The organism is Indiicoccus explosivorum (assembly GCF_002167005.1).
Taxonomy (GTDB): Bacteria; Bacillota; Bacilli; order Bacillales_A; family Planococcaceae; genus Indiicoccus; species Indiicoccus explosivorum.
This window is the reverse complement of sequence record NZ_NHTN01000016.1, coordinates 65,754-90,528: the sequence shown is the minus strand read 5'-3', so window position 1 is coordinate 90,528 and position 24,775 is coordinate 65,754. Positions and strand designations below refer to the sequence as shown.

The 24,775-nt window shown below is 52.1% G+C and carries 22 protein-coding genes, 1 other RNA gene, 1 pseudogene and 1 riboswitch; of the genes and pseudogenes, 1 reads left to right on the top strand and 23 read right to left on the bottom strand.

Annotation, left to right across the window (positions count from 1 at the left end):
- Positions 1 to 120: 120 nt before the first annotated feature.
- The 11 genes from CCE92_RS05455 to CCE92_RS05405 all read right to left on the bottom strand — a co-directional run bounded on the left by CCE92_RS05455 (position 121) and on the right by CCE92_RS05405 (position 11,312).
- A complete protein-coding gene (locus CCE92_RS05455; protein ID WP_088006515.1) occupies positions 121 to 933 on the bottom strand; it encodes a MetQ/NlpA family ABC transporter substrate-binding protein in 813 nt (270 codons plus the stop codon).
- A gap of 62 nt (positions 934 to 995) precedes the next feature.
- A complete protein-coding gene (locus CCE92_RS05450) occupies positions 996 to 1,664 on the bottom strand; it encodes a methionine ABC transporter permease (protein ID WP_088006514.1) in 669 nt (222 codons plus the stop codon).
- Positions 1,657 to 2,682: a methionine ABC transporter ATP-binding protein gene (locus tag CCE92_RS05445; protein WP_088006513.1), complete on the bottom strand. Its 1,026-nt coding sequence runs from the start codon at positions 2,680 to 2,682 to the stop codon at positions 1,657 to 1,659. The genes CCE92_RS05450 and CCE92_RS05445 overlap by 8 nt, the downstream gene beginning before the upstream one ends.
- 118 nt (positions 2,683 to 2,800) lie before the next feature.
- A riboswitch (SAM riboswitch) is annotated at positions 2,801 to 2,910 on the bottom strand.
- Positions 2,911 to 2,967: 57 nt separating this feature from the next.
- The gene (locus CCE92_RS05440) at positions 2,968 to 3,273 is read right to left on the bottom strand and encodes a thioredoxin family protein (protein WP_088006512.1); all 306 of its coding nucleotides are present in this window, start codon (positions 3,271 to 3,273) and stop codon (positions 2,968 to 2,970) included.
- A gap of 5 nt (positions 3,274 to 3,278) precedes the next feature.
- Positions 3,279 to 3,617, bottom strand: a complete 339-nt coding sequence (locus tag CCE92_RS05435; RefSeq protein WP_088006511.1) for a toprim domain-containing protein — start codon at positions 3,615 to 3,617, stop codon at positions 3,279 to 3,281.
- A 138-nt stretch (positions 3,618 to 3,755) separates the two neighbouring features.
- Positions 3,756 to 4,136 carry a glycine cleavage system protein GcvH gene (gene gcvH, locus CCE92_RS05430; protein WP_088006510.1) on the bottom strand — a complete coding sequence of 127 codons (381 nt, stop codon included), beginning with the start codon at positions 4,134 to 4,136 and terminating at the stop codon, positions 3,756 to 3,758.
- A gap of 67 nt (positions 4,137 to 4,203) precedes the next feature.
- Positions 4,204 to 4,557 (bottom strand): arsenate reductase family protein, encoded by a 354-nt coding sequence (locus CCE92_RS05425; RefSeq protein WP_088006509.1) that lies wholly within the window; start codon positions 4,555 to 4,557, stop codon positions 4,204 to 4,206.
- Positions 4,558 to 4,627: 70 nt separating this feature from the next.
- Complete coding sequence (locus tag CCE92_RS05420) at positions 4,628 to 6,415, bottom strand: acyl-CoA dehydrogenase FadE (RefSeq protein ID WP_088006508.1); 1,788 nt, start codon at positions 6,413 to 6,415, stop codon at positions 4,628 to 4,630.
- Positions 6,416 to 6,438: 23 nt separating this feature from the next.
- On the bottom strand, positions 6,439 to 7,614 hold the full coding sequence (locus CCE92_RS05415) for an acetyl-CoA C-acetyltransferase (protein WP_088006507.1): 1,176 nt from the start codon (positions 7,612 to 7,614) through the stop codon (positions 6,439 to 6,441).
- Between the two features lie 27 nt (positions 7,615 to 7,641).
- Positions 7,642 to 10,026, bottom strand: coding sequence for a 3-hydroxyacyl-CoA dehydrogenase/enoyl-CoA hydratase family protein (locus CCE92_RS05410; protein ID WP_088006506.1), 2,385 nt, complete (start codon positions 10,024 to 10,026; stop codon positions 7,642 to 7,644).
- A 365-nt stretch (positions 10,027 to 10,391) separates the two neighbouring features.
- Positions 10,392 to 11,312: a proline dehydrogenase family protein gene (locus tag CCE92_RS05405; protein WP_088006505.1), complete on the bottom strand. Its 921-nt coding sequence runs from the start codon at positions 11,310 to 11,312 to the stop codon at positions 10,392 to 10,394.
- A gap of 275 nt (positions 11,313 to 11,587) precedes the next feature.
- Here CCE92_RS05405 and CCE92_RS05400 point away from each other — a divergent pair, with 275 nt between their 5' ends.
- On the top strand, positions 11,588 to 12,112 hold the full coding sequence (locus CCE92_RS05400; protein ID WP_088006504.1) for a hypothetical protein: 525 nt from the start codon (positions 11,588 to 11,590) through the stop codon (positions 12,110 to 12,112).
- On the opposite strand, the gene CCE92_RS05395 is transcribed toward CCE92_RS05400, so the two are convergent.
- The 12 genes and pseudogenes from CCE92_RS05395 to CCE92_RS05340 form a co-directional block, all read right to left on the bottom strand.
- On the bottom strand, positions 12,109 to 13,011 hold the full coding sequence (locus CCE92_RS05395; RefSeq protein WP_088006503.1) for a 5'-3' exonuclease: 903 nt from the start codon (positions 13,009 to 13,011) through the stop codon (positions 12,109 to 12,111). The two genes, CCE92_RS05400 and CCE92_RS05395, sit on opposite strands and share 4 nt — an antisense overlap.
- 109 nt (positions 13,012 to 13,120) lie before the next feature.
- Positions 13,121 to 13,474: a transfer-messenger RNA gene (gene ssrA, locus CCE92_RS05390) on the bottom strand.
- Positions 13,475 to 13,590: 116 nt separating this feature from the next.
- The gene (smpB, locus tag CCE92_RS05385; RefSeq protein WP_088006502.1) at positions 13,591 to 14,055 is read right to left on the bottom strand and encodes an SsrA-binding protein SmpB; all 465 of its coding nucleotides are present in this window, start codon (positions 14,053 to 14,055) and stop codon (positions 13,591 to 13,593) included.
- A 49-nt stretch (positions 14,056 to 14,104) separates the two neighbouring features.
- A complete protein-coding gene (gene rnr / locus CCE92_RS05380) occupies positions 14,105 to 16,435 on the bottom strand; it encodes a ribonuclease R (RefSeq protein WP_088006501.1) in 2,331 nt (776 codons plus the stop codon).
- A 128-nt stretch (positions 16,436 to 16,563) separates the two neighbouring features.
- A complete protein-coding gene (locus CCE92_RS05375; protein ID WP_088006500.1) occupies positions 16,564 to 17,313 on the bottom strand; it encodes an alpha/beta hydrolase in 750 nt (249 codons plus the stop codon).
- A gap of 125 nt (positions 17,314 to 17,438) precedes the next feature.
- On the bottom strand, positions 17,439 to 17,666 hold the full coding sequence (secG, locus tag CCE92_RS05370; protein WP_088006499.1) for a preprotein translocase subunit SecG: 228 nt from the start codon (positions 17,664 to 17,666) through the stop codon (positions 17,439 to 17,441).
- Between the two features lie 101 nt (positions 17,667 to 17,767).
- The gene (gene eno / locus CCE92_RS05365) at positions 17,768 to 19,060 is read right to left on the bottom strand and encodes a phosphopyruvate hydratase (protein WP_088006498.1); all 1,293 of its coding nucleotides are present in this window, start codon (positions 19,058 to 19,060) and stop codon (positions 17,768 to 17,770) included.
- A gap of 24 nt (positions 19,061 to 19,084) precedes the next feature.
- A pseudogene (gene gpmI / locus CCE92_RS05360) lies at positions 19,085 to 20,612 on the bottom strand (2,3-bisphosphoglycerate-independent phosphoglycerate mutase).
- Positions 20,605 to 21,366: a triose-phosphate isomerase gene (gene tpiA, locus CCE92_RS05355; protein ID WP_088006497.1), complete on the bottom strand. Its 762-nt coding sequence runs from the start codon at positions 21,364 to 21,366 to the stop codon at positions 20,605 to 20,607. Before tpiA ends, gpmI begins: the two are co-directional and overlap by 8 nt.
- 14 nt (positions 21,367 to 21,380) lie before the next feature.
- Positions 21,381 to 22,562 carry a phosphoglycerate kinase gene (locus CCE92_RS05350; protein ID WP_088006496.1) on the bottom strand — a complete coding sequence of 394 codons (1,182 nt, stop codon included), beginning with the start codon at positions 22,560 to 22,562 and terminating at the stop codon, positions 21,381 to 21,383.
- Between the two features lie 114 nt (positions 22,563 to 22,676).
- Entirely contained in the window at positions 22,677 to 23,681 is a 1,005-nt protein-coding gene (gene gap, locus CCE92_RS05345) for a type I glyceraldehyde-3-phosphate dehydrogenase (RefSeq protein WP_088006495.1), read from the bottom strand.
- The gene (locus CCE92_RS05340) at positions 23,659 to 24,726 is read right to left on the bottom strand and encodes a sugar-binding transcriptional regulator (RefSeq protein WP_088006494.1); all 1,068 of its coding nucleotides are present in this window, start codon (positions 24,724 to 24,726) and stop codon (positions 23,659 to 23,661) included. The genes gap and CCE92_RS05340 overlap by 23 nt, the downstream gene beginning before the upstream one ends.
- Between the last annotated feature and the right edge of the window lie 49 nt (positions 24,727 to 24,775).

The window sequence follows — 24,775 nt, the reverse complement described above, 5'->3', positions numbered from 1 at the left end:
AATGAACGAATTATCCAAATCCATCCACCGGGATTGAACAAGAATGATTTGTCTCCCCCCTGGAATCATCCAGTAAAAAAGGAACAGCTCCGATCGGGAGACTGTTCCTCAAACTTTGTTTTATTCGACCGGGACAACCGCGCCCTGCCATTCTTCCAGGATGAATTCCTGAATTTCATCGGACTTCAGAACTTCAACCAGCGCCTGAATGTCCTCATTATCTTCATCGCCTTCCTGGACCGCGATGATGTTAGCGTAAGGAGAATCGGAATCCTCGAGCGCGATGGCATCTTCCATCGGATTCAGGCCAGCATCGATGGCATAGTTGGAATTGATCAGAACCGCGTCCCCTTCGCCAGCTTCATACATTTGGACAAGGAGGGCAGCTTCATAATCCGCATCAAACTGCAGGTTCTTCGGATTTTCGACGATGTCGCTGACTTCCGCTTCAGTTTTTTCGACGCCTTCAGCCAGTTTGATCAGCCCTTTTTTCTCAAGCATCGCAAGGATCCGGCCGTGGTCCGCAACTGAGTTGCTCATCAGGATGGTTGCCCCTTCCGGAAGTTCATCCAGCGAGTCGTATTCCTTGGAATAAACACCGATCGGTTCGATATGGATTCCGCCCGCGTTGGCGAACTCGTAACCGAAGTCAGCGATTTGGGATTCCAGGTACGGGACGTGCTGGAAATAGTTCGCATCCAGCGTACCGGCAGCCAAATCTTTATTCGGCAGGATGTAATCCTGGTAAGTTTCAATTTCGAGATCGATTCCCTGTTCTTCAAGGAGCGGTGCCGCTTCTTCCAGAATCACTGCATGCGGCACGTTGGAAGCGCCGACTGTCAGTGTGGTGTTCTCTTCCTCTCCTGCCCCGGCTGCTCCGCATCCTGAAAGGGCAAGTGCGCTCAATACTGTTCCTGCTACAAATTTCTTCATGTGATAACTCTCCTTTTGTAATGGTCTTATGATGAATCTATAAAAACGGAAAGACTCCGCAGTTACCGTTTGTCGATACGGACGGTAAGAAAATCTCCGATATACTGAATGACGAATACAATGACCAGAATCACGACTGTCGCCGTCAGCGTCACGTCACCCCTGTTCCGCTGAAAGCCGTCGAGGAATGCCAGCGTTCCGAGTCCTCCGGCTCCGATGACCCCGGCCATGGCTGTATAGCCGACAAGGGCGATGGCGGTTACGGTGATCCCGGAAACAAGGGCGGGCAAGGATTCAGGCAAAAGCACTTTCCGGATGACTGTCCAAGTCGTCGCCCCCATGGAGCGGGCCGCTTCCAGGACACCTTTGTCGATCTCTTTCAGCGCGATGAGTACAAGGCGCGCATAGAATGGAGCTGCACCGATAATCAGTGCTGGCAAAGCTGCGTTAGGTCCCCGGATGGTGCCAATCAGAAATTGGGTGAACGGGATAAGCAGGATGATCAGGATGATGAACGGAATCGAGCGGAAAATATTGACGAGCGCTCCCGTCAGCCAGTTCACTACACTGTTCGCCCAAGCCTGATGAGGCTGGGTCAGGAACAGGACAATCCCTAGGATAAGACCGATGACAAAGGTGAAGAATGTCGCCATAGCGGTCATGTAGATGGTCTCCAAAGTGGCTGCCCACATATCTTGCCAGTCGACATTCGGCAGAAAATTTTCAAGCACCTGAAATCACCTCCGTCTGCACTTGGCGGTTTTCAAGGAATGAGATGGCAGATCGTATTTCGCTGTCCGGGCCCTTAAGCTGAAGAATCAATGTCCCGTATGCGCCGCCATGCGTCCGTGAAATGTTTCCCTGGATGATGTTCACATCGACCGGGTGGTTCCGGATCAGCTCTGTCAGCACAGGCTCTTCCGTCTGCTCTCCGATAAAACCGAGCCGGACCAATTCTCCTGCCGGATACGCCTCCCTCAGGCGGCGCACCGTTTCTTCCGCACCTTGCGCTTCCGTCACTTGGGCGACAAACCGTTTAGTGATCGGTTCACGCGGAGATTGGAAAATCGTCAGGACGTCACCGAGCTCCACCACTTTCCCGGCTTCCATGACAGCTACCCGGTGACAGATTTTCCGGATGACATGCATTTCGTGTGTAATGAGCACAATCGTCAGTCCCAGCCGTTCATTGATGCTTACAAGCAGGTCGAGGATGGAGTCGGTGGTCTGCGGATCGAGAGCTGAAGTGGCTTCGTCGCACAGCAGGACTTCGGGATCGTTCGCAAGCGCACGGGCAATCCCGACACGCTGTTTCTGCCCGCCTGACAGCTGCGAGGGATACGCATTCTCCCTGCCGGCCAATCCGACCAGCTCGATCAGCTCGAGTGCACGGGTGCTTCGCGCACTTTTCGGGACACCGGCTATTTCCAGCGGAAATTCAATGTTCTCTTTGACCGTTCGCGACCAAAGCAGATTAAAATGCTGAAAAATCATGCTGACTTTCTGGCGGGCTTGCCGCAGCTGCTTACCTCTGATCGCGGAAATTTTCTGGTCCTGGATTTCAACGGAGCCTGCTGTCGGCTTTTCCAGCCCGTTCAGCAATCGGATCAGCGTACTTTTGCCTGCCCCGCTGTAGCCGATGATACCGAAAATCTCGCCTTTCTCAATGGACAGGCTGACATCGTCCACCGCTGTCAGGACACCTTTATCAGTCTGATATTTTTTCGTCAGATTTGTTAATTCGATCATCCGTCTGACACTCCTGTACTTTGTAGTAAACACGCCCACTTCCGCGGCGTCTGTAAAATCAAAAACCCTTCCGCTCGAAAAAATGAGCAGAAGGGTGAATTTGTCGGTTCGTCCCGTTCTCTCATCTCCCAGCATGCTGACCGCATACTGTGTGAATTGGCACCATTTCACTTTCGTGACGGTTGCCGGGCTTCATCGGGCACATCCCTCCACCTCTCTAGATAAGAAACACACTATTGAATTGTCGAAATCAGAATCTGAATATATCACAGCGGATTTGACCCGTCAACTACTTTTGATTTTTTCCGCCAAGTATGGAACCGAACGGAATGCATAGACCTTTTCTTTCAAATCTCCGTTTTCCGTGATCAAAAGGCAAGGCACGCTCTCCACCTTATACAGCTCGGCGATATCCTGCGCGAAATTCAAATTCGCTTTTCCGATCGGCAGTCCCGGTTTCATTTCTTCGACGATGGACAGCATCCGGGCAGCAAGGCGGCAAGTGCCGCACATCGGTGTATATAAATAAAGGGCCGTCCGGCCGTGCCGATTTTTGATTTTCATCCAGTCTTGGTGTGTCCAGTCTTCCATTCGGTTCACCCTTCCGCCAGCGCTGTGTTCACACGGACATTTGCGCTGATCAGAACATCCAGCAAGATCCGTGCGGGCGTTGCGGCCACTTCCTTATAGGAACGGTCAATGTAGACATGACGCGCCTCGGGAAATACGCGCTTGAACAATTTCCTCAGTGATTCCCCGGACTTGTCCGCGTCAACGAGGACAATCAGGTCCAAGCCTTCGTAAGGTTCCAGCAATTCTTCCAGTTTAACAGCACTGACGGTTCCATTCGTGCATAAAATCGTCACTGGTTCAGCAATAAGCGGCGCAATCCGCACTTTATCGGACCGGCCTTCCACAATAATCACTTTTTCCATGTTCTCCACATCCTCAATGACCGACATCTTCAAGGTCCACAGGGCAGGTAACATCATCTAGTTATACAATACCTTTAACTCAAAATAAAGAAACTTGCTTGTATACGAAAAAAAGCGCTGGAATCAGCGCTTCAGGGGTCATCCTTCGATCAGTTCACCATACGCATCCGCATCCATCAGTTCTTCGAGCTCTGATTCATCGGTCAGTTCCACGACGACCATCCATGCTTCTTCATACGGTGATTCGTTGACGAGTTCAGGACTGTCTTCCAATCCGCTGTTCACTTCAACGACTTTGCCGCTGACCGGGGCGTACAATTCTGAAACCGTTTTGACGGATTCCACGCTGCCGAATGGCTCGTCCTTCGACAGCTGATCCCCGACTTGCGGAAGTTCAACAAATACAATATCCCCAAGTTCTTCCTGAGCGAACTGAGTGATTCCGATTCGGGCTTTGCCGTCTTCCATTTTTACCCATTCATGTTCTTTCGAATAAATAAGTCCAGCTGGTACGCTCATTCGAATCCCTCCACCTATGTACTCTTACAGCTACAGTTTGCCATAATCCCTAAGGAAACACAATTATTCATTTCCACGTTTTTTCATACACCGTTTCTTTAAAACCGAACGTCGCCCCTTTCCCATCTGCAGCGATCGGCCGCTTCAGCAGCTTCCCGTCACTCGCCAGCAGGGTGAGCTGTTCTTCTTCATCCAGCTCAGGCAATCGGTCTTTAAGGCCGAGCTCACGATATTTTACGCCGCTTGTATTGAATAATTTCTTCAGCTCAAGCCCGCTGTTTTTCCAATAAGTGCGGATTTCTCCCCTGCCGGGAACGGATTTCACAATATCGATCTCGTTATAAGGAATTCCATTTTCCTCCAGCCATTTTTTCGCTTTTTTACATGTACTGCAAGACGGGTAAGTATAGAATTTCAGCATCGCTTCCCTCTCCTTCCTGTTTCAGTCTATCAAAAAACGCAGCCGGAAGACTGCGTTTTTTCCTTTTCGATTATACAATGTACTTTTCAGCATCGATCAGCTTTACAGCCGCTTCACGTTTTTTCACAATGACGTTATACGGGGTATAGCGGGTCAGCTTCCGGAGGGCCGACAGCATCATGCGGAGATTATCCCCTTCCGCTGCGGCGATCAGCGTCTCTTTCGCATCCCGTTCGATTTCCTCGAATGCTTCTTGTGTGAAAATCTGGGTATACAGAAGCTTCTGCTGCTCTTTATCCGCACTGCTGTTGCCGATTGCTTTTTCTGTGCGTTTGATGACTGACTCGATTGCGTAGACGTTCGAGACAATATCCGCAATATTTACAAGCACTTCCTGCTCAGACTCGAGCTTCTTCCCGAAACGCTGTGCTGCAAGACCTGCAGCAAGGAGCGCGATTTTCTTCGCATTTTTCAAGAGGTGTTTTTCCTGCTCGAGCGGTTCAGTGCCGACTTCTTCCGGCATCATCATGAGCAGTTCTCCCTGAAGTTTTTCTGCTTCCTGAAGAAGCGGCAATTCACCTTTCATCGCTTTTCGGAGCAATGTCCCCGGCACCAGAAGACGGTTGATTTCATTCGTCCCCTCAAAGATCCGGTTGATGCGGGAATCGCGGTATGCGCGTTCGATTTCGTATTCCTGCATGAACCCGTATCCGCCATGGAGCTGAACCCCTTCATCCACGATATAATCCAGAACTTCCGTTCCGAAGAATTTGTTCAGCGAGCATTCGATCGCATATTCCGCAATTGATTCCGCCACGAGTTTGCCGTTGCCCTGTTCTTCATCGCTGAACTGGCTCATCCGGTCTTCAAAAAGACCGACTGTCCGGTAGACCGAGCTTTCGACCGCATACAGTTTTGATGCCATGGTCGCCAGCTTCTCCCGGGTGAGATTGAATGACGAAATCGGCGTCTTGAACTGCTGCCGCTGGTTTGTATAAGGGATCGTCACTTCCATCGCCCGCTTCGAACCGCCGATTGTACCGACGCCGAGCTTATACCGTCCGATGTTCAGGATGTTGAATGCAATGACATGTCCCCGGCCCGCTTCCCCAAGGAGGTTTTCAACCGGAACTTCCGCATCTTCCAGGATCAGCGTCCGCGTGGAAGAAGACTTGATCCCCATCTTCTTTTCTTCCGGTCCGACCGATACGCCCGGAAACTTCCGTTCGACAATGAATGCCGAAAACTGATCCCCATTGATTTTTGCGTAAACGACGAACACGTCAGCGAATCCTGCATTGGTGATCCATTGTTTTTCTCCGTTGAGTACGTAATGAGTTCCTGCCTCATTCAGTTTTGCCGTGGTTTTCGCACCCAAGGCATCCGATCCCGAGCTCGGTTCTGTCAGGGCGTATGCAGCGATCAGCTCACCTGTCGCCAGCTTGGGCAGGTACTTCGATTTTTGCTCTTCGTTCCCGAACAGCACGATCGGCAGTGAACCGATTCCGACATGTGCGCCGTGTGTGATCGAAAAACCGCCTGCAACTGACATCCGCTCCGCGATTAGAGCGGATGCCACTTTATCAAGCCCCAATCCGTCATACTGCTCCGGCACGTCAGCACCGAGAAGTCCGAGTTCCCCGGCTTCTTTCAGCAGTTTCACCGAATACTCGAATTCATGGTTCTCCAATTTTTCGTGGACAGGCAATACTTGCTGTTTCACATAGTCTTCTGTCGTCTTCGCGATCATCTTATGTTCATCCGTAAAGTCTTCCGGCGTGAATACACGGGAAACATCAACATCGGCAATCAGGAAACTGCCGCCTTTAATGATTTCTGTCTTTGCTGCTTGTGACATAAAAATCCCTCCGTCTTTTTCTGTTATAGCATTTCAAATACGCCTGCGGCACCCATTCCGCCGCCGATGCACATCGTCACAACCCCGAACTGCTTGCCTTGGCGCTTCAGCTCGTCCATCAGCCGGAGAGTCAGGATGGTACCGGTGGCGCCGAGCGGGTGACCGAGTGCAATTGCACCGCCGTTGACGTTCACTTTGTCCATATCGAGGCCCAGCTCGCGGATGACGGCCAGGGACTGGGAAGCGAATGCTTCATTCAGTTCCCATAAATCGATGTCCTCTTTTGTAAGCCCCGCAATCTCGAGGGCTTTCGGAACCGCCACGACAGGGCCGATTCCCATGACTTCCGGCGGAACACCGCCTGTCGCAAACGATCTGAACTTGGCGATCGGCTTCAGGCCGAGCGCTTCCGCTTTTTCCCTTTCCATGACAAGGACAGTTCCGGCTCCATCGGATGTCTGGGAGGAATTCCCCGCCGTCACGCTTCCCCGCGCTGAAAAGGCTGCCCTCAAACTGCCGAGTGTTTCAGCAGTGGTGCCGGGCCGGACCCCTTCATCTGTCGTAAACGTAAATTTCTCTTCCTGGAGTTTGTTGTTGTCATCCACGAACCGCTTTGTCACATCAACCGGTACGATGGAAGGATCGAACCGTCCGCCTTTGATGGCCGATCCTGCCCGGTCGTGCGACTGGACCGCGAATGCATCCATGTCTTCCCGGCTGACGCCGTATTTCGACGCCACTTGCTCGGCAGTGTGCCCCATGCTCATATAATATTGCGGAGCATCCTCGGACAGCTGGGCATTCGGTCTTACAACATTCCCCATCATCGGCACCATGCTCATCGATTCCACGCCGCCGGCCAGTACAGCGGAGGCCGACCCTACCATAATCCGTTCCGCGGCGTAAGCGATCGACTGGAGGCCGGATGAGCAGAACCGGTTCACGGTTACAGCCGGGGTTGTATCCGGCAGTCCTGCCAGCGCGCCGATCAGCCTTGCCACATTCATTCCCTGTTCAGCTTCCGGCATGGCACAGCCCATGATCAGATCATCGATTGGTCCGTCATAGCCTCCTGCCCGCTTCAGCGTTTCCCGAACTGTCAGCGCGCCAAAATCATCCGGGCGCACAGTAGCCAGGGAACCCTTTTTCGTTTTCCCGACCGGAGTCCGTGCTCCGGCAACGATTACTGCTTCACGCATTGAAAGTTCCTCCTTTATATCTCTCGATCAGTTGCGCAGCGGTTTGCCCTTGAGGAGCATGTGCTGCATCCGCTGCTGTGATTTCGGTTCAGCCACCAGACTCAGGAACGCTTCCCGTTCCAAGTCGAGCAGGTACTGTTCATCCACTTCGGTTCCGTACGGCAATTTTCCTCCTGCCAGGACATAAGCCAGTTTCCGGGCTATTTTCAGATCATGTTCGCTGATATAACCGGATTCAAGCATGCCTTGTGCGCCGAGCAGCAGCGCTGCATAGCCGGGTTCGCCCGGCACCGGAATCTTTTCGCGGGCAGGGGCTTTATAACCGCCTTCTGCAAGACCGATCGCTGCCTGCTTCGCGTCGTAAATCAAGTGATCGCTGTTGGCACTGATCCCATCCGTAAAGTTGAGGAAATTCGTTTCCCTTGCTTCTTCTGCAGATGTCGACACTTTCGCAGTGGCGATGGATTCGAATACTTTCATTGCGACGTTTGTATAGTCGACGAGCACGTTATTCGGCAGCCCCTTCAAGTGCTTCGCGTAAAGCTCTTTGTTGCCGCCGCCTCCAGGAATCAGACCGACACCGGCTTCCACCAGTCCCATGTAAGTTTCCATGGATGCCTGGATGTGGGCTGCCGGGAGACAGACTTCCGCTCCGCCTCCTAGTGTCATGGCGAACGGCGCCGCCACCACCGGTTTCGTGCTGTACTTGATTTTCAGCATGGCATTTTGGAATGCCCGGACGGTGTAATCCAATTCGAAAATATTGTCATCCTGCGCTTCCATCAGGATCATGCCCAAGTTCGCACCGACGCAGAAGTTTTTGCCCTGATTCCCGATGACCAGCCCCCGGTAATTCTTCTCGACTTCATCCACCGCAAAGTTGATCATCTGAATGATGTCCAGTCCGATTGCGTTCGATTGTGAATGGAATTCGAGAAGCGCGATGCCGTCTCCAAGATCGATGAGACTAGCCCCGGCGTTCGATTTAATGACCCCGTTCTTTTTCTTGTAGCGCTTCAGATTGATCGCTTTTTCATTGACCGGGACTGGCTCGAATCCTTCTCCGCTGAAATAGAACAGGTCCCCGTCTTCCTCTTTATAAAAAGTTTCTTCTCCTTTTTCAAGAAGGGATCGGACAAATGGCGGAATGGACGCACCTTCCGCTTCCATCTTTTCCGCCGATTTCCGGACGCCGATGGCATCCCAGATCTCGAACGGTCCCTGTTCCCAGCCGAAGCCCCACTTCATCGCATTATCGATCCCGACGATGTCATCCGCAATCTCTCCATGGAGCTCCGCTGAATACCTTAGTGTCGGAGAAAGGATATTCCACAGCAATTCACCTGTCCGATCATCTGCGTAGACAAGTGTTTTCACTTTGGCGGATAAGCCTTTTTGCTGTTTAGCCGCTTCCAGTGAAGGCGTTTTCAGTTTCCTGACCGGTTCGTATTCCAATGTTTCCGTGTTGAGCTCCAGAATTTCTTTGCCTTCTTTTTTGAAGAACCCTTGACCGGACTTTGCACCGAGCCAGCCGTTATCGACCATTTTCTGGAGGAATTCCGGTGATTTGAAAACTTCTTTTTCTTCACCTTCTGTCTGATCGTACACGTTTTTGGCGACATGAAGGAACGTATCGAGGCCCACGACATCCAGCGTTCTGAATGTCGCGGATTTAGGACGTCCGATCGCCGGTCCGGTAACGGAATCCACTTCCCCGACAGAATAGCCGCGTGCCAGCATTTCCCTGAGAGTCACCAGCAAGCCATACGTACCGATGCGGTTTGCAATGAAATTCGGGGTGTCTTTGGCCAATACGACACCTTTTCCGAGGATATCTTCCCCGAATGCCGTCATGAATCGGATGACTTCGGGTTTAGTGGATTGCGCCGGAATCACTTCCAGCAGCTTCAGGTATCTTGGCGGATTGAAGAAATGGGTGCCCAGAAAATGAGCTCTGAAGCTCTCTGATCTGCCTTCTGCCATTGCTTCAATGGAAATGCCGGAGGTATTGGAAGAGACGATCGTCTCAGGCGAACGGACACTGTCGATTTTTTCATACAGATTTTTTTTGATTTCCAAGTTTTCCACGACCACTTCGATGATCCAGTCGACGTCCTTCAATTTACCCAAGTCATCTTCGAAGTTGCCTGGTGTGATGAGCTGCAAGTTCTTTTTGGCTGTAAGCGGTGCCGGTTTCTGCTTCAGCAGTTTCTTTAGGGCACCTTGTGCCAGCCGGTTCCGGACTTCCTGATTCTCCAGTGTCAGTCCTTTTTTCTGTTCTCCCGATGTCAGTTCACGGGGTACGATATCTAGCAGAAGTGTGGGAATTCCGATATTCGCCAAATGTGCCGCGATTCCGGATCCCATGACTCCTGAACCGAGAACAGCTGCTTTTTTAATCTGATACGTCACAGTCAGACCCTCCCAATGGTTTTGAATGAACCCTCATTCATTTTTATTCCAAAAAAAATTTCCTTTAGTTCTGCCATTAAGTGTAATCCATATTCGTTTTTTTCGCAATATTTAATCGCCCAAAAAACGCAAATGCCCTAATCTGAAGAAATCACTTCAGCCGGACGCTTGCTGCGGGCACGGCTTCAGCCGCTTCCTCCGCTTGCGTTCAGTTCAGGATCTTCCGCTCGGATCATTCCCGCAGGCGCCGCCTCCTGCCGCTCTTTCTCCTTAGATCGGGCTCCGACATCTCTTATTTGTCGGCAAAACGATTTGATCTCTTATTCTCTAAAAAATGCGACCGGATTAATCCGGTCGCGTACTGTTTATTTACCGATGACCCCTTTTGCCACGAACGCCACATTCGCCGGACGTTCAGCCAGGCGCCGCATGAAATAGCCGTACCAGTCTGTTCCGTAAGGGACGTAAATTCTCATCTTATACCCTTCTGCGGCAAGTTCACGCTGGCGCTCGATCCGAATGCCGTACAGCATCTGGAATTCGAACTGATCCCGCGGAATACCATGCTCTTCCACGAGTTCTTTCGTGTATTCGATAATTGCATCGTCATGCGTGGCGATAGCCGTGTAATTGCCGTTCAGCAAATGCATTCTGATGATTTTCTTGAAATTTTCATCGACGTCCGCCTTTATGGGGAATGCCACTTGGTCGGATTCCTTATAGGCCCCTTTGACAAGGCGCAGATTCGGGCTGTAGCTGTCCAGTTCTTCGATATCCTTTTCTGTCCGGTACAGATACGCCTGGATGACTGTGCCGATATTATCGTATTCCGACTTCAGGCGCTTGAAGATATCCAGTGTCTTGCCGCAGCGCTCATAATCTTCCATGTCGATAGTCACGAACACATTCTCTTCTTTGGCGGCTTCAAGGATACGCCGCATGTTCTCCATGACCACGTCATCGGAAATATCCAAGCCCATAGAAGTGAGCTTAAGCGACATTTGTGAATCGAGGTTTTCACGGCCGATTGCATGAATCGCTTCGATGCAGTTGTCCGCCATGTGTTTCGCTTCTTCGACGGAATCGACGAATTCACCCAAATAATCGATGGTGACTGGAAGCCCTTCCGCATTTAAGTTTTTGATGGTCTGTACAGCCTGCTTAATCGTTTCACCAGCAACGAAGCGACCGGCCCCAAATCGATGGCCATACTTCTTTGCCGCTTTCGTCAGCGCTTTGTTCTTGGATAAAAACAGAAAGAAATCCCTCATTGTTTCTTCAACCATACTTAAACCTCCCGAGACGGCCAGCGACCGCACAAATAGTACATCCGTATACCCTCTCATTCTAGCATCCAAATCAGCCGCGAGCATAGAAAAAAATCTTTTGGGACCGCCGCCGGTTTTCATCTCCCTGGTGCAGTGCTTCGATCGGCTTCAGCGACTGCTATCGCACCGGACCCGAGCAGGCCCATCAAGTAAGAAAAAGGACGCTTTTTTAGACAAATCATCCGGATTTCCGTACCCTGATAGCAAGGTTTCCCCATCAGGAGGTTCAAACAATGGAAGCATTCATCCAACTAGAAGGCAAATCCCAATACGAGGGCTCCATCCACCCGGGACTTCAAGGTTCTGCCTGCGGGCCGGTGACAATGGCTGTCATCCTGGAATATCATGAAGGAAATGAAATCGGCATCGATGAATTTTACCGGGCACTCGGCTCTTCAAGGATCGGTTCGTTCAAGTGGCGCCTCATCCGGCGGCTTCGCAGACTCCTTGGTCCCCGCTACCGGATCGATGAAGCCCGGACCCTCGATGAAGTCAAACAGGAACTTGTCGCCGGCCGGCCGGTCGCCATGAAATTCGATAAACATTTTTCATTCCATTGGTTCCAAAAACCGATGTACCGCTATCACTGGGTGCCGCTGATCGGATTCAGGGAGGAGCCGGGAACGGAGGATATAACGCTAATTTTTCATGATAACGGCGGGCGCGGACGGAAAAGCAGAGTCCGGAGTGCCTCATGGAATAAAAACAAAGACGTCCTGTCGTTCATCCGGATCATCCCGCTCCGGCAACCGCATTAAGCGAACGGGTCTTCTTGTGGGGCACCGGAAAATTTTTCGATATGGCGGGCGACAAGGCCGAGCTCCTGCCGTTCCAGCATTGGGATCAGTGCCGGGCTGTAGACCGGGACAGCGAGTTCATCCAGCTGTGTTTCAAGCGGAACATCGGTACGGATTTCCGCAAGATCTTTTGAGAGCTTGAGCATATCGAGCTGCTCCTCGATCTTTTTGCGCTGGCCCGGTTTCAGCTCGTGCAGTGAAGAGAGAACGCCCTCCACACTCCCGTATGTCCGGATAAAGTCGAGTGCCTGTTTCGGCCCGATCCCTTTCACGCCCGGATACCCATCGCTGGGATCTCCCATAAATGCCTTCACATCAGCAAACTGACGCGGCAAAATGCCATATTCTTTCGTGAATCGTTCTTCTGTATACGAATCGTAAATATGGAAGCCTTTTTTCATGAAAGCGACCTGGACGGTCGGCGCCAGAAGCTGCAGCAAATCCTTATCCCCGCTGATGATTGTAATTTCCGCATCCTCTTTATAGCGTTCTGAAAATGACCCGATAAAATCATCCGCTTCGATTCCGGCCAGCCCGTAATTTTTCCAGCCCAGCTGCGCCGACACTTCTTTTGACAGGTCGAACTGATGCTTCATGTCATCAGGCGGCGCCGGCCGGTTCGCCTTGTAGCCGGCATATAAATCGTTTCTGAATGTGTATGCTCCCATGTCCCAGCAAATCGCCATATGCGTCGGCTTCATGAGCATCTTCGCCGTCAGCACATGCCGGATGAACCCTTGGACACCGTTAGTGGCAAGACCTTCAGCCGTCCGAAAATATTGATTGACGGCTGCAGTGGCAAAGTAATTTCTGAACAGGACAGCCATCCCATCCACTAACAAAAGTTTCGGTTTAGTCATTTCAAATCCCCCATTAATGAGTCTCTCTCCAATTGTAAACGAAATACGCTAAAAAATGAGGTGCCAACAGAAAAACAGCGCCGCTTGAATAAGCGGCGCTGCCTGTTCACTATGGAGACGGCGGGAGTCGAACCCGCGTCCAGAAACTCCTGTACTTGGACGTCTACGCGCATAGCTTACTTATTGGAATTCGTGCACCGATCTGCCAGTAAGCAGGCGTCCCGGGCACTAATCCACTGGTCTCTTGCATGCGACTCGGATCGCACCGCATGCCGTATCCCACTTTAAGTGAAGTCCGGGCAGTCCACATGGGCGATGGACAGCCGGACTGCTACGCTAGCTTACGCTGCGTATGCGAGGTTTTGGTTTTTGCCAATTATTATTAGGTGCCGTTTTTACGGAGCCGAGCCCTCCGGCGCGCAGCCCAAGCTTGGACCATTCCTGTCGAATCCGTAACGTCCCCTCATTCCCGCAGAATGCGGATTAAAGGATACGAAACGGGATGCCGCCCAATCCGGCGGATCTCACGTATCTTTTTACAATTATAGCGGAAACATACGCCGGCATCAAGCTGGGCGCTCAGCGGCTCCGGTCCTTCAGCGCACGCTCGATCGCACGGTTTGCATCCTTTTTCTTCAGATCCTCCCGCTTGTCGTACTTTTTCTTTCCGGTTCCGACACCGATCAGCACTTTCGCATACCCATTCTTCAAATACATTTTGATCGGTACGATCGTCGCCCCTTCACGCTGCACTTTGCCGATCAGGCTGGCGATCTGTTTTTTATGCAGCAGCAGTTTCCGTGACCGGAGCGGATCGTGATTAAACTGGTTTCCCTGTTCGTAGGGATTGATGTGCATATTGGAAATCCATGCCTCTCCGTTGCGGATCCGGACGAATGCATCGCGGATTTGTACTTTCCCTTTGCGGGCGGATTTGATTTCCGTGCCGTTCAGGACGATGCCGGCTTCGATTGTTTCTTCAATAAAGTAATCGAAGTTCGCCCGTTTATTCTGGGCGATGAGCTTTCCTTCCCCTTTTGGCATCCTGTTTCACCTCTCTTGTATCCCGAGAGGCGGCACGAATGCCGCCTGCTCACTTTTTCTTTTTTCTTCCTTTTTTCTTTGCCGCATTTTCATAGAACTTCTTTTTCTGGCCTTTGCCTTTCTTTTTCCGCTGTCCGTCGTCTTTCGGTCCGCCTTTGTCACCTTTTCCGCCCTTGCCATTCCCGTCTCTCGATGTACGGATCACTTTCGGGGCGTCGCGGCGTTCCCGCCGTTCGCGCGGCTTCATTCCCGCAATTTCAAAATCGACCGCCGATTCTTCCGGCTTTACGTCCAGCACGCGGACAGTCACTTCATCACCGATCCGGAACTGCCGCTTGCTGCGTTCGCCGATCATCATCATCTGCCGCTCATCAAACCGATAAAAATCGTCTGTTAAGTTACTGACATGGACGAGGCCCTCAATTGTATTCGGCAATTCGACAAAGAGCCCGAAGTTCGTCACCGAAGAGACGATTCCATCGAATTCTTCTCCGATCTTGTCGGCCATATACTGCGCCTTTTTCAGCGCATCCGTATCCCGTTCCGCTTCGACAGCCCGCCGTTCCCGCTCAGACGTGTGCTGAGCGATCTCCGGCATTTCAGCATCCCAGGCAGCCCGGGTCTGTGCCGAGAGGTCCTTGTCGATCAGGTAAGTCCGGATTAGCCGGTGGACGATCAAATCGGGATAGCGCCGGATCGGCGATGTGAAGTGCGTATAGAATTCCGTCGAAAGCCCGAAATGGCCGACACTCTCTTCACTGTATTTCGCCTGCTGCATCGACCGGAGAAGCATCGTGGATACGACCGGTTCTTCCGGCGTCCCTTCGATGGAATCAATGATTTCCTGGAGCGCCCGCGGATGCACTTTGTTTCCGGTCCCTTTGACAAGAATCCCGAAATTCGTCAGAAACTCGAAGAAACGCTGTAATTTTTCCGCCTTCGGATCTTCATGGATCCGGTAAAGGAACGGTACGTCCATCCAGTGGAAATGTTCCGCCACTGTTTCATTCGCCGCTAGCATGAACTCTTCGATCAGTCTTTCGGAAACGGTCCGTTCGCGAATGACGACATCGATCGGATAACCGTCTTCATCGACCAGGACTTTCGATTCTTTGAAATCAAAATCGATCGCCCCCCGTTCCATCCGGCGGCCACGCAGAATTTCGGCAAGGTCCCGCATCTGTTCGAACATCGGGACCAGTTCAGCGTATTTCTCCTTCAGCTCCTGATTGTCCTCTTCAAGGATTTCATATACTTCTTTGTATGTCATACGGGCATTCGTCCGAATCACACTTTGAAAAATTTCATGGGAAGTGACTTCACCGCTTTTATTGATCGTCATTTCACATGACAGCGTCAGACGGTCGACTTTCGGATTCAGCGAGCAAATCCCGTTCGACAGCCGATGGGGAATCATTGGAATGACCCGGTCAGTCAAATAGATACTCGTGGCCCGGTCGAAGGCTTCCCGGTCAATTGGAGAACCTTCCGTGACGTAATGACTGACATCCGCGATGTGGACGCCGAGTTTATATGTCTGATCATCAAGTTTCGTCACTTGTACGGCGTCATCCAAATCTTTTGCATCCGCGCCATCGATGGTCACGATCATTTCATCCCGCAGATCGCGACGGCCTGACAGATCGGAAGGGTCGATGTCGTCCGGCACCGCTTCGGCTTGTGCCAGTACATCCGGCGGAAATTCCGTTTCGATTCCATGCTTATGGATAATGGAGAGGATATCGACTCCCGGATCGTTTTTATGGCCCAGAATTTGCGTCACCATACCTGTCGCGGACATTCTGCCCTCCGGCCAGCTGGTGATTTCCACGACGACTTTATGGCCGTCGATCGCGCCGAGCGTGTCTTCTTTCGCAATGAATACATCCATGTTCAGTTTTTTGTCATCCGGAACGACAAAACCGAAACCGCGGTTGGCCTGGAATGTTCCGACCACTTTCGTCGTCCCTCTTTCCAAAATACGGACGATGGTCCCTTCACGCCGGTCCCCTGACGAAGATTCGGAAACGCGGATGATGACCTTATCGCCGTTCACTGCGCCATTCACTTCTGTCGGAGGAACGAAGATATCATCCACCCCTCCCTCTTCAGGCGCCACAAAACCGAAGCCCCGCTGATGTCCGATGAATTTGCCTCGTACCAGATTCATCCGTTCAGGTACGCCATACCGGTTTGCGCGTGACCGGACAAGCAATCCTTGCCCTTCCAGTTTCACTAATGTTTTCACTAGTTCCTTGAATTCGTCAGCGTCTTTGAATCCGAACTGTTCTTCGATTTCCTGCACGGTCAGCGGGCTATATGCCTCTTCACGCATGAAACCCAGCAGGCGCTGTTCAAGTGTTTCTCCATGTCGGCTCATTCAGATTCCTCCTTTATACACATAAAACGGCTAACAGATTAAATCATTATAGAAGGGATTTAAGCAGCTTTTATAAGGCCGCCTGTCCCGCTCTTCTTTTTTGGGGCTGTTCCTGACCTACTTACAGCCTACACATTCCAATCAAGCGATTCAAGGAAGTCATGTACATCCTCATGGAGCTGTTCTTTTTCGGGTCCCAGTGTAATGACATGCCCTGATTTTTCATACCACTTGATCTGCTTGTCAGTCGATTCCGTCCGGTCATAAATGACCTCGGCCGATTTGGGGTCGATGACAGAATCCTTTCTTCCCTGGACAACGAATAGAGGTGCATAGACATGGTCAATTTCTTCTTTCACTTCATAGACAAGATTCCGGAGCTCCGGAAGGGATTCCATCGGAGTCTCCTGAAGTGCGGCTACTTCCCGTTCAATCACCGCCTCATCTTTCCCTTCATACTTCTTATACTCTCTCGCATATTCCAGGACGCCCTCGTACATAAGTTCCGTCGTCTTCATCGACATTGGGGAACACATAGTGATAATCCCTTTTACCGGAACTGTATACCCCAGTTTCAGTGCAAATACGCCTCCCAATGACAGGCCTGCCAGCGCAATCTCCTCATACCCCTCATCCTTCAGCCGGCCGTATGCATCCACCACATCCTGCCACCAGTCTTCCGGTCCGGTCTTTACGAGTTTTTCTGGATCAGTGCCATGCCCCTTATAATGGGGAGCCATTGAAGTATATCCTTTTTTCTCCAAGTAGCGACCAAGCATCCGGACATCCGCCGAGTTGCCGGTGAAGCCATGCAGCAGCAGCACCGCCCTTGGTCCGGCTTTGAAGAAAAAAGGTTTCGGTGGTGTAATCCGCATCATTTACTCCTCCTCTGTTATGTATTGCAGGAGCCGGATACGTCTTCCTGTGCAGGTTTTCTGCCGGCCTTTATTCCCGCTAAAAGAAAACGCCTAACCAAAATTCGGTCAGGCGTTTGATTTGAGCTTTAAACTTTTGTAACAGCAATCGCCAGTACAAAAAACAGGACTGACAGCACAATAGTCACCCGGTGCAGCACAAGGTCGACCCCGCGGGCTTTCTGCTTTCCAAAAAGCTGTTCCGCACCGCCGGAGATGGCGCCTGAGAGGCCTGCACTTTTACCTGACTGCAGCAAAACGACAGTAATAAGGGCGATTGAGACTATAATCAGCAATATCATAAGAAGTTCGTGCAACGTTTCCACCTCCCGGAAAGGGCAATCACAATAAGCCAATTCTATCAAAACGGGAAGTGGATGACAATAGGGACAGGAAAAACCCCTCTGCTGCCGTCTTGTTACTTGATATTGTAGAATGTCTCTCTTCCCAGGAATTGGGCTGTTGTATGCAGCTGGTCTTCAATGCGGAGCAGCTGATTGTACTTGGCGACACGGTCCGTACGGGAAGGAGCGCCCGTCTTGATCTGGCCGGCGTTCGTGGCGACGGCGATATCCGCGATCGTCACATCTTCCGATTCACCTGAACGGTGGCTGATGACAGCCGTATAGCCCGCCCGTTTCGCCATTTCAATCGCATCGAAGGTTTCGGTCAGCGTGCCGATCTGGTTCACTTTAATGAGGATCGAATTCGCAACCCCTTCTTTGATGCCGCGGGACAGCTTTTCCGTATTCGTGACGAACAGGTCATCACCGACGAGCTGGACGCGTGTGCCGATCCGTTCCGTCAGCAGTTTATGGCCGGCCCAATCGTTTTCATCCAAGCCGTCCTCGATGGAGATGATCGGGTATTTATCCGCCAGCTGTTCGTACCAGTCCACCATTTCTTCGGATGTTTTCTCGACGTTGTCACCCGCCAGATGATAAACACCTTTATCTTTGTTGTAAATTTCGGAAGCTGCGACATCCATCGCCAGCATGACATCTTCGCCCGCTTTATATCCGGCCTGTTCGATCGCTTCCATGATCGTCTCCAGTGCTTCTTCATTCGAACCCAGGTTCGGGGCAAAGCCGCCTTCATCACCTACACCTGTGTTATAGCCTTTCGATTTCAGGACACTCTTCAAGTTATGGAAGATTTCCGCCCCGATACGGAGGGCATGGCGGAACGTCTCCGCGCCGACCGGCATGACCATGAATTCCTGGATGTCCACGTTGTTATCGGCATGCTCCCCACCGTTCAGGATATTCATCATCGGGACCGGAAGCTGTTTCGAATTGACGCCGCCCAAATACTGGTAAAGCGGCACATCCAAGTAATCAGCCGCCGCATGGGCAACCGCCATGGAGACTCCGAGAATCGCGTTAGCGCCTAAGCGGCCTTTATTGTCCGTGCCGTCAAGTTCGATCAGCGCTTGATCGATGGAAATCTGATCCAGCACATAGAAGTTTCCGACAAGCGTTTCTGCGATTTCGGTGTTGACGTGCTCGACCGCTTTCTGGACGCCTTTCCCGAGGTAACGGGATTTATCGCCATCGCGCAGTTCGACTGCTTCGTACTCCCCTGTCGACGCACCGGAAGGGACGATCGCGCGCCCGAAAGCTCCGCTTTCAGTGAACACTTCCACTTCCACTGTCGGATTCCCGCGGGAATCAAGGACTTCACGTGCATTGATTTGAGTAATGACTGGCATAAGAACATCTCCTTTGAGTTGTGATTAATATAGTGGTTTACCGGTCATTTCAGCCGGCTGAGGGATTCCGGCAAGCTTTAAGAGAGTAGGTGCGAGGTCCGCAAGAATCCCATCTTTCCGGAGTGTTTCGCCCTCTTTTGTTATAACGACCGGGACCAGGTTCGTAGTGTGGGCGGTCATCGGCTGGCCCTCTGTCGTCACCACTTCATCGGCATTGCCGTGGTCCGCCGTGACGATCGCCGTGCCGCCTTTCGTTTGGAGCGCTTTCAGAATCCGGCCGAGGCATTCATCGACCGCTTCGACTGCCTTGATGGTCGGCTCCAGCAGTCCACTGTGCCCGACCATATCCGGATTTGCGAAGTTCAGGATGATTGCGTCATGCTTTTCTGCTTCAATTTCCGCTACGAGGGCATCGGTCACCTCATAGGCGCTCATTTCCGGTTTCAGGTCATATGTCGCCACCTTCGGAGATTGATGAGGATCCGATCTTCGCCTGGGAACTTTTCTTCCCGTCCGCCGCTCATAAAAAATGTGACATGCGGGTACTTTTCGGTTTCAGCTATCCGAAGCTGCCGCCTGTCATGCTTCGCCAGCGTTTCTCCGACTGTATTCACCAGATTTTCTTTTTCGAAGGCGACGTCCATCGGTATTTCCTCGCTGTACAGCGTAAATCCGGTAAAGGACAAGTCATTGATCTGTCTCCGGACAAACCCTTCGAATGCCGGCTGCTTGAACGCGGCCGACAGCTGGATGGCGCGATCCGGCCGGAAATTGAAGAAAATGGCCGCATCGCCGTCCTTCAGTGCAGGTGCTTCTTTTCCGCCGTCCGCCACCCGGAACGGAACGACGAATTCATCCGTCACACCGCTTTCATACGCTTTCCGGACCCCCTCTTCGGCTGAAGGAGCGGTCCCGGTATCAGCACCGCCGGTAATGGCGCTGTACGCCTGTTCGACACGGTCCCATCTTAAATCCCGGTCCATTGCATAGTAGCGGCCAGAAATGGAAGCGAATTGTCCGACTCCGAGCTTCTCCATCACCCGTTCGGTCTCCGCGATATAGAGCTGAGCGGTTTTCGGGCCGACATCCCGGCCGTCAAGGAAACCATGGACATAAACTTCCTTAAGGCCTTCCTGCGCCGCCAGTTCAAGCAGTGCAAACAGGTGGCGGTAATGACTGTGGACGCCGCCATCCGACAGCAGCCCCATTAAATGGAGCGCTGATCCGTTCTCTTTCACGTGCTGCACGGCATGCCGGAACTTTTCGTTGCTGTAAAAGTCCCCATCCCTGATGGATTTATTTATGCGCGTCAGGCTTTGATAAACGATTCGGCCGGCTCCGATATTCAAATGACCGACTTCGGAGTTCCCCATCTGTCCTTCCGGCAAGCCGACCGCTTCTCCGGAAGCTTTCAACTGGGCGTGCGGATACTCGTTCCAAATCCTGTCGAAAACCGGTTTTTCGCCTGCGCGACCGCATTCCCCGAACGTTCTTCCCTGCAGGCGAATCCATCGAGGATGATTAGGGCGACCGGGCCTTGCGCTTTACTCATTCGAACCGGCCTCCAGCAGTTTCAGGAAGGAACCGGCCTCCAGGCTTGCCCCGCCTACAAGTGCCCCATCGATATGCTCCATCCCAAGGAGTTCACCGATGTTATCGGGTTTGACGCTTCCGCCGTATTGGATCCGGACTTTCCCCGCGGTTGCAGCGTCTGTCAGTTCTCCGATTTTTTCTCGGATCACACCGCAAACCGTGTTGGCGTCTTCGGTCGTTGCCGTTTTGCCCGTGCCGATCGCCCAAATCGGCTCATAAGCGATGACTGTCCGGCTCACTTCATCAGCTGAAAGCCCCTCGAGTCCGGCAGCTGTCTGCCGTTCAACGACTGCGTTCGTTTCCCCGTTTTCACGCTCTTCCAGTGATTCTCCGACACATATGATCGGGACGAGGCCGTGCGCATGCGCTGATTTCACTTTCCGGTTTACCGATTCGTCCGTCTCATTGAAGTACTGCCGGCGCTCTGAATGACCGATGATGACGTACTCCACCCCAAGGTCTTTCAGCTGAACCGGACTGATTTCACCGGTGAAAGCGCCGGACTCTTCTTCATGCATCGTCTGCGCGCCGATTTTCAGTCCATAGCCGTCCGACTCATTAACAAGCTCTTCCAGAAACAGCGCCGGCGCACAGATGACCGACTCCATTTTCTCGCTGTCCGGCACAAGCCCTTTTACTTCTGCGGTGAATTCTTTCGCTTCGGTAAACGTTTTGTTCATCTTCCAGTTCCCGGCGATAATCGGTTTTCTCAATGCAAACTCCCCTTTCATTTATCGTCCAGCGCAGTGACGCCCGGCAGTTCTTTCCCTTCCATAAATTCAAGGGATGCGCCGCCACCTGTGGATACATGATCCATGCGGTCCGCCACGCCGAATTTCTCTGCCGCTGCAGCTGAATCCCCGCCGCCGATGATCGTATAGCCATCCGTCTCCGCCATGGCTTCAGCGACTTTGCGGGTACCCTTTTCGAATTTTTCCATTTCGAATACGCCCATCGGTCCGTTCCAGATGATCAGTTTCGAATTTTTTATGACGTCGCTGTATGTTTCCGCGGTTTGAGGTCCGATGTCGAGTCCCATCCAGTCTGATGGAATTTCATCCGCGCTGACGACCTTCGTCTCTGCATCTTTCGAAAACTCGCTGGCTACGACGACATCGGTCGGCAAATAGAGCTTGACGCCTTTTTCTTCCGCCTTCCGGATGAACGACTTTGCCAGATCGATTTTATCTTCTTCCAGAAGCGATTTCCCGATTTCTTTCCCTTGCGCTTTGCTGAATGTGTAGGTGAGACCGCCGCCCAGCAGGAGGTTATCGACGTTCTCAAGCAGGTTTTCAATGACGCCGATTTTATCCTTCACTTTTGAACCGCCGATCACCGCAGTGAACGGTCTTTCCGGATCGGAAAGCGCTTTGCCGAGGACATCCAGCTCTTTTTCCAGCAGGAATCCGGCGACAGAAGGCAGATGCTCCGCAATACCAGCTGTAGAGGCATGGGCCCGATGAGCTGCGCCGAATGCGTCATTGACGAAGACGTCCGCAAACGAAGCGAATTCTTTCGCCAGCTCCGGATCATTCTTCTCTTCCCCGGCATGGAAGCGGACATTCTCGATCAGTGTGATGTCGCCTTCTTTCATTCGTTCAGCGGATTTTCGGACATTCTCTCCGGTGGACTCATCGAGCTTGGCGACTTCCTTGCCGAGAAGTTCACTGAGTCTCCGTGCCGCCGCCGTCAAGCGCATCTCTTCGTTCACTTGCCCCTTCGGACGGCCGAGATGGCTGGCCAGAATGACTTTTGCCCCTTGTTCGGTGAGATAGCTGATTGTCGGAATGGCAGCCCGGATCCGTGTGTCATCCGTAATTCGTCCCTCTTCCATCGGCACATTGAAATCGACCCGGCAGAAAACCCGTTTCCCTTTCAGTTCAACGTCCCGCATCGTCTTCTTATTCATGCTCCAACCCCTCCATTCGCTTTTCTGACAAATAAAGAGCAGGGGTATCTCCCTGCTCTCTTTACCCTCTTCCATTATAGAGGTTCCGACTGGTGAACGCTAAGATTTGCCGGTTCACAGTCCTTTATTGTACATCAGCAGCGCAAGGTCGATACAGCGGGCAGAATAACCCATTTCGTTGTCATACCAGGACAGCACTTTCACCATCCGGTCTTCAAGGACCATCGTCGACTGTCCGTCGACTGTAGACGATGCCGGATTGCCGTTGTAATCGGTCGACACAAGCGGCAGGTCGCTGTAATCGAGGTAACCTTTCAGCTCGTTTTCAGATGCTTTTTTCAGCGCGTTGTTCACGTCTTCAGCTGTTACATCCTTGTCGAGTTCCGCTGTCAGGTCGATCAGCGATACGTTCGGCGTCGGCACGCGGATTGCCATGCCATCGAGTTTGCCTTGCAGCTGCGGCAGCACTTTGCCGACGGCTGAAGCTGCGCCTGTCGTTGTCGGAATCATCGAAAGAGCTGCGGAACGTGCGCGCCGGTAGTCTTTATGCGGTGAATCCAGCAGGATCTGGTCGTTCGTGTATGAATGGATCGTCGTCATGATCGCGCGATTGATGCCAAACTCGCTGTCCAGCACTTTCGCGATGCCTGCAAGACCATTCGTCGTGCAAGATGCGTTCGAGATGACGTCTGTTTCTTCCGGATTGTAGGAATCATCATTGACGCCCATAACGATCATTTTCGCGTCTTTCGAAGGTGCGGAAATGATGACTTTCTTCGCGCCCGCTTCAAGGTGTTTGGATGCGGATTCTTTGTCGGTAAAGCGTCCGGTGGACTCGACAACAACATCCACGGCATGGTCCTTCCAAGGGATTTCCGCGGGATTCTTTTCGGAATAAACCCGGATCCGCTTCCCGTCGACAATGATGTCGCCGTTGTCGGCGGAAACTTCCACGTTATACGTGCCGTGTGAAGAGTCATATTTCAGCAGATGTGCCAGCATTTTGGCGTCCGTCAGGTCATTGACCGCTACAACTTCTATTTCGTCATGCATCATGGCATTCCGGAATACGAGACGTCCGATTCTTCCGAAACCATTAATCGCTAATTTCAAAGTCATGTAATTTTCCTCCATTTGTTTGCGAATTTTTTATCATTGCCTTGGCAGCTCCTTCATCCGTAAACAGGACGGTCTGCTTAGGCGCGTGCTTTAAATAGGACAGAATCGCTTTGGCTTTTGATCGGCCCCCGGCAGCCGCCAGAATGACAGGAACTTTTTCAAGCTGTCCCAATTGAATACCCACCGTCCGGATTCTGTAAACAGCTTGTCCTGACTCATCGAAATAGTATCCGAAGGCTTCACCGACCGCGCCGCCGTTTCCGATCCGTTCAAGTTCTTCCGGAGTCGATTCCCTGCGGGCCGCCATTTCCCCGGCGTCTCCGATTCCGTGGATGACAATCTCTGCCGTGTTATACAGCTCGGTCATCTCCTGGATGAACGGTTCCCGTGTCATCAGCTCGTACGCTTCCTTGCTCAGCCGGTCGGGCAGGTAGAGAGTCCGGCAGGTCCCGCCGGTTTTTTTTGCAAATGCCGAAGCGATGGTGTTCGCCTGATGCAGCACATCCTCGCCGAGCCCGCCCCTGGCGGCGACGAATTCGAGTCGCGGGTCCGGCTTCTCGATTTCCAGCCCTTCCGCTATCGAAGCGACAGTGCTTCCGCCAGTAACAGCAACCCTTTTATGCGAAGGAAACTGCTTCTCCAAATACCGGGCGGCTTCACGGCCGATCGCTGTCTTGACAGAAGGGATTTCATCACTGTCCTGAGCAGCGATCACCACCCGCTTAATGCCGAGCAGCGCACCCAATTCTTCCTCCAGTTCAGACAAACCGCTCCATTGCTTCATTGTTTCTTTCAGACGGCTGAGGACTTCCGCTCCTTCTGACGACACCGCCATGCCCCCGCTCCGGGTATACAGCAAGTTCTGGCTTCTCAGAACATCCGTTTCCCGCCGGATATCACGCTCGGTCAAATGGACGAGTTCACTCAGTGTCCGCCTGCCGATCGGTCCTTCCATCTGGATCGTGTTCAGAATCGAATAACGGGTTTTTAGCAGCTCCGCCATTTCCGGAAGTAATTTCTGCTGTGCATCCACTACAGGATTCATCGCATCACTCCGTCTCTTGGACATTTTTTGTCCCATCACAATAAATTCT

Coding starts and splice junctions, on each gene's coding strand:
- CCE92_RS05455 (WP_088006515.1), bottom strand. CDS start 933: ATGAAGAAATTTGTAGCAGGAACAGTATTGAGCGCACTTGCCCTTTCA.
- CCE92_RS05445 (WP_088006513.1), bottom strand. CDS start 2,682: ATGATCGAATTAACAAATCTGACGAAAAAATATCAGACTGATAAAGGT.
- CCE92_RS05440 (WP_088006512.1), bottom strand. CDS start 3,273: ATGGAAGACTGGACACACCAAGACTGGATGAAAATCAAAAATCGGCAC.
- CCE92_RS05435 (WP_088006511.1), bottom strand. CDS start 3,617: ATGGAAAAAGTGATTATTGTGGAAGGCCGGTCCGATAAAGTGCGGATT.
- gcvH (WP_088006510.1), bottom strand. CDS start 4,136: ATGAGCGTACCAGCTGGACTTATTTATTCGAAAGAACATGAATGGGTA.
- CCE92_RS05425 (WP_088006509.1), bottom strand. CDS start 4,557: ATGCTGAAATTCTATACTTACCCGTCTTGCAGTACATGTAAAAAAGCG.
- CCE92_RS05420 (WP_088006508.1), bottom strand. CDS start 6,415: ATGTCACAAGCAGCAAAGACAGAAATCATTAAAGGCGGCAGTTTCCTG.
- CCE92_RS05415 (WP_088006507.1), bottom strand. CDS start 7,614: ATGCGTGAAGCAGTAATCGTTGCCGGAGCACGGACTCCGGTCGGGAAA.
- CCE92_RS05405 (WP_088006505.1), bottom strand. CDS start 11,312: ATGGTTGAAGAAACAATGAGGGATTTCTTTCTGTTTTTATCCAAGAAC.
- CCE92_RS05400 (WP_088006504.1), top strand. CDS start 11,588: ATGGAAGCATTCATCCAACTAGAAGGCAAATCCCAATACGAGGGCTCC.
- CCE92_RS05395 (WP_088006503.1), bottom strand. CDS start 13,011: ATGACTAAACCGAAACTTTTGTTAGTGGATGGGATGGCTGTCCTGTTC.
- smpB (WP_088006502.1), bottom strand. CDS start 14,055: ATGCCAAAAGGGGAAGGAAAGCTCATCGCCCAGAATAAACGGGCGAAC.
- rnr (WP_088006501.1), bottom strand. CDS start 16,435: ATGAGCCGACATGGAGAAACACTTGAACAGCGCCTGCTGGGTTTCATG.
- CCE92_RS05375 (WP_088006500.1), bottom strand. CDS start 17,313: ATGATGCGGATTACACCACCGAAACCTTTTTTCTTCAAAGCCGGACCA.
- eno (WP_088006498.1), bottom strand. CDS start 19,060: ATGCCAGTCATTACTCAAATCAATGCACGTGAAGTCCTTGATTCCCGC.
- CCE92_RS05350 (WP_088006496.1), bottom strand. CDS start 22,562: ATGAATAAGAAGACGATGCGGGACGTTGAACTGAAAGGGAAACGGGTT.
- gap (WP_088006495.1), bottom strand. CDS start 23,681: ATGACTTTGAAATTAGCGATTAATGGTTTCGGAAGAATCGGACGTCTC.
- CCE92_RS05340 (WP_088006494.1), bottom strand. CDS start 24,726: ATGAATCCTGTAGTGGATGCACAGCAGAAATTACTTCCGGAAATGGCG.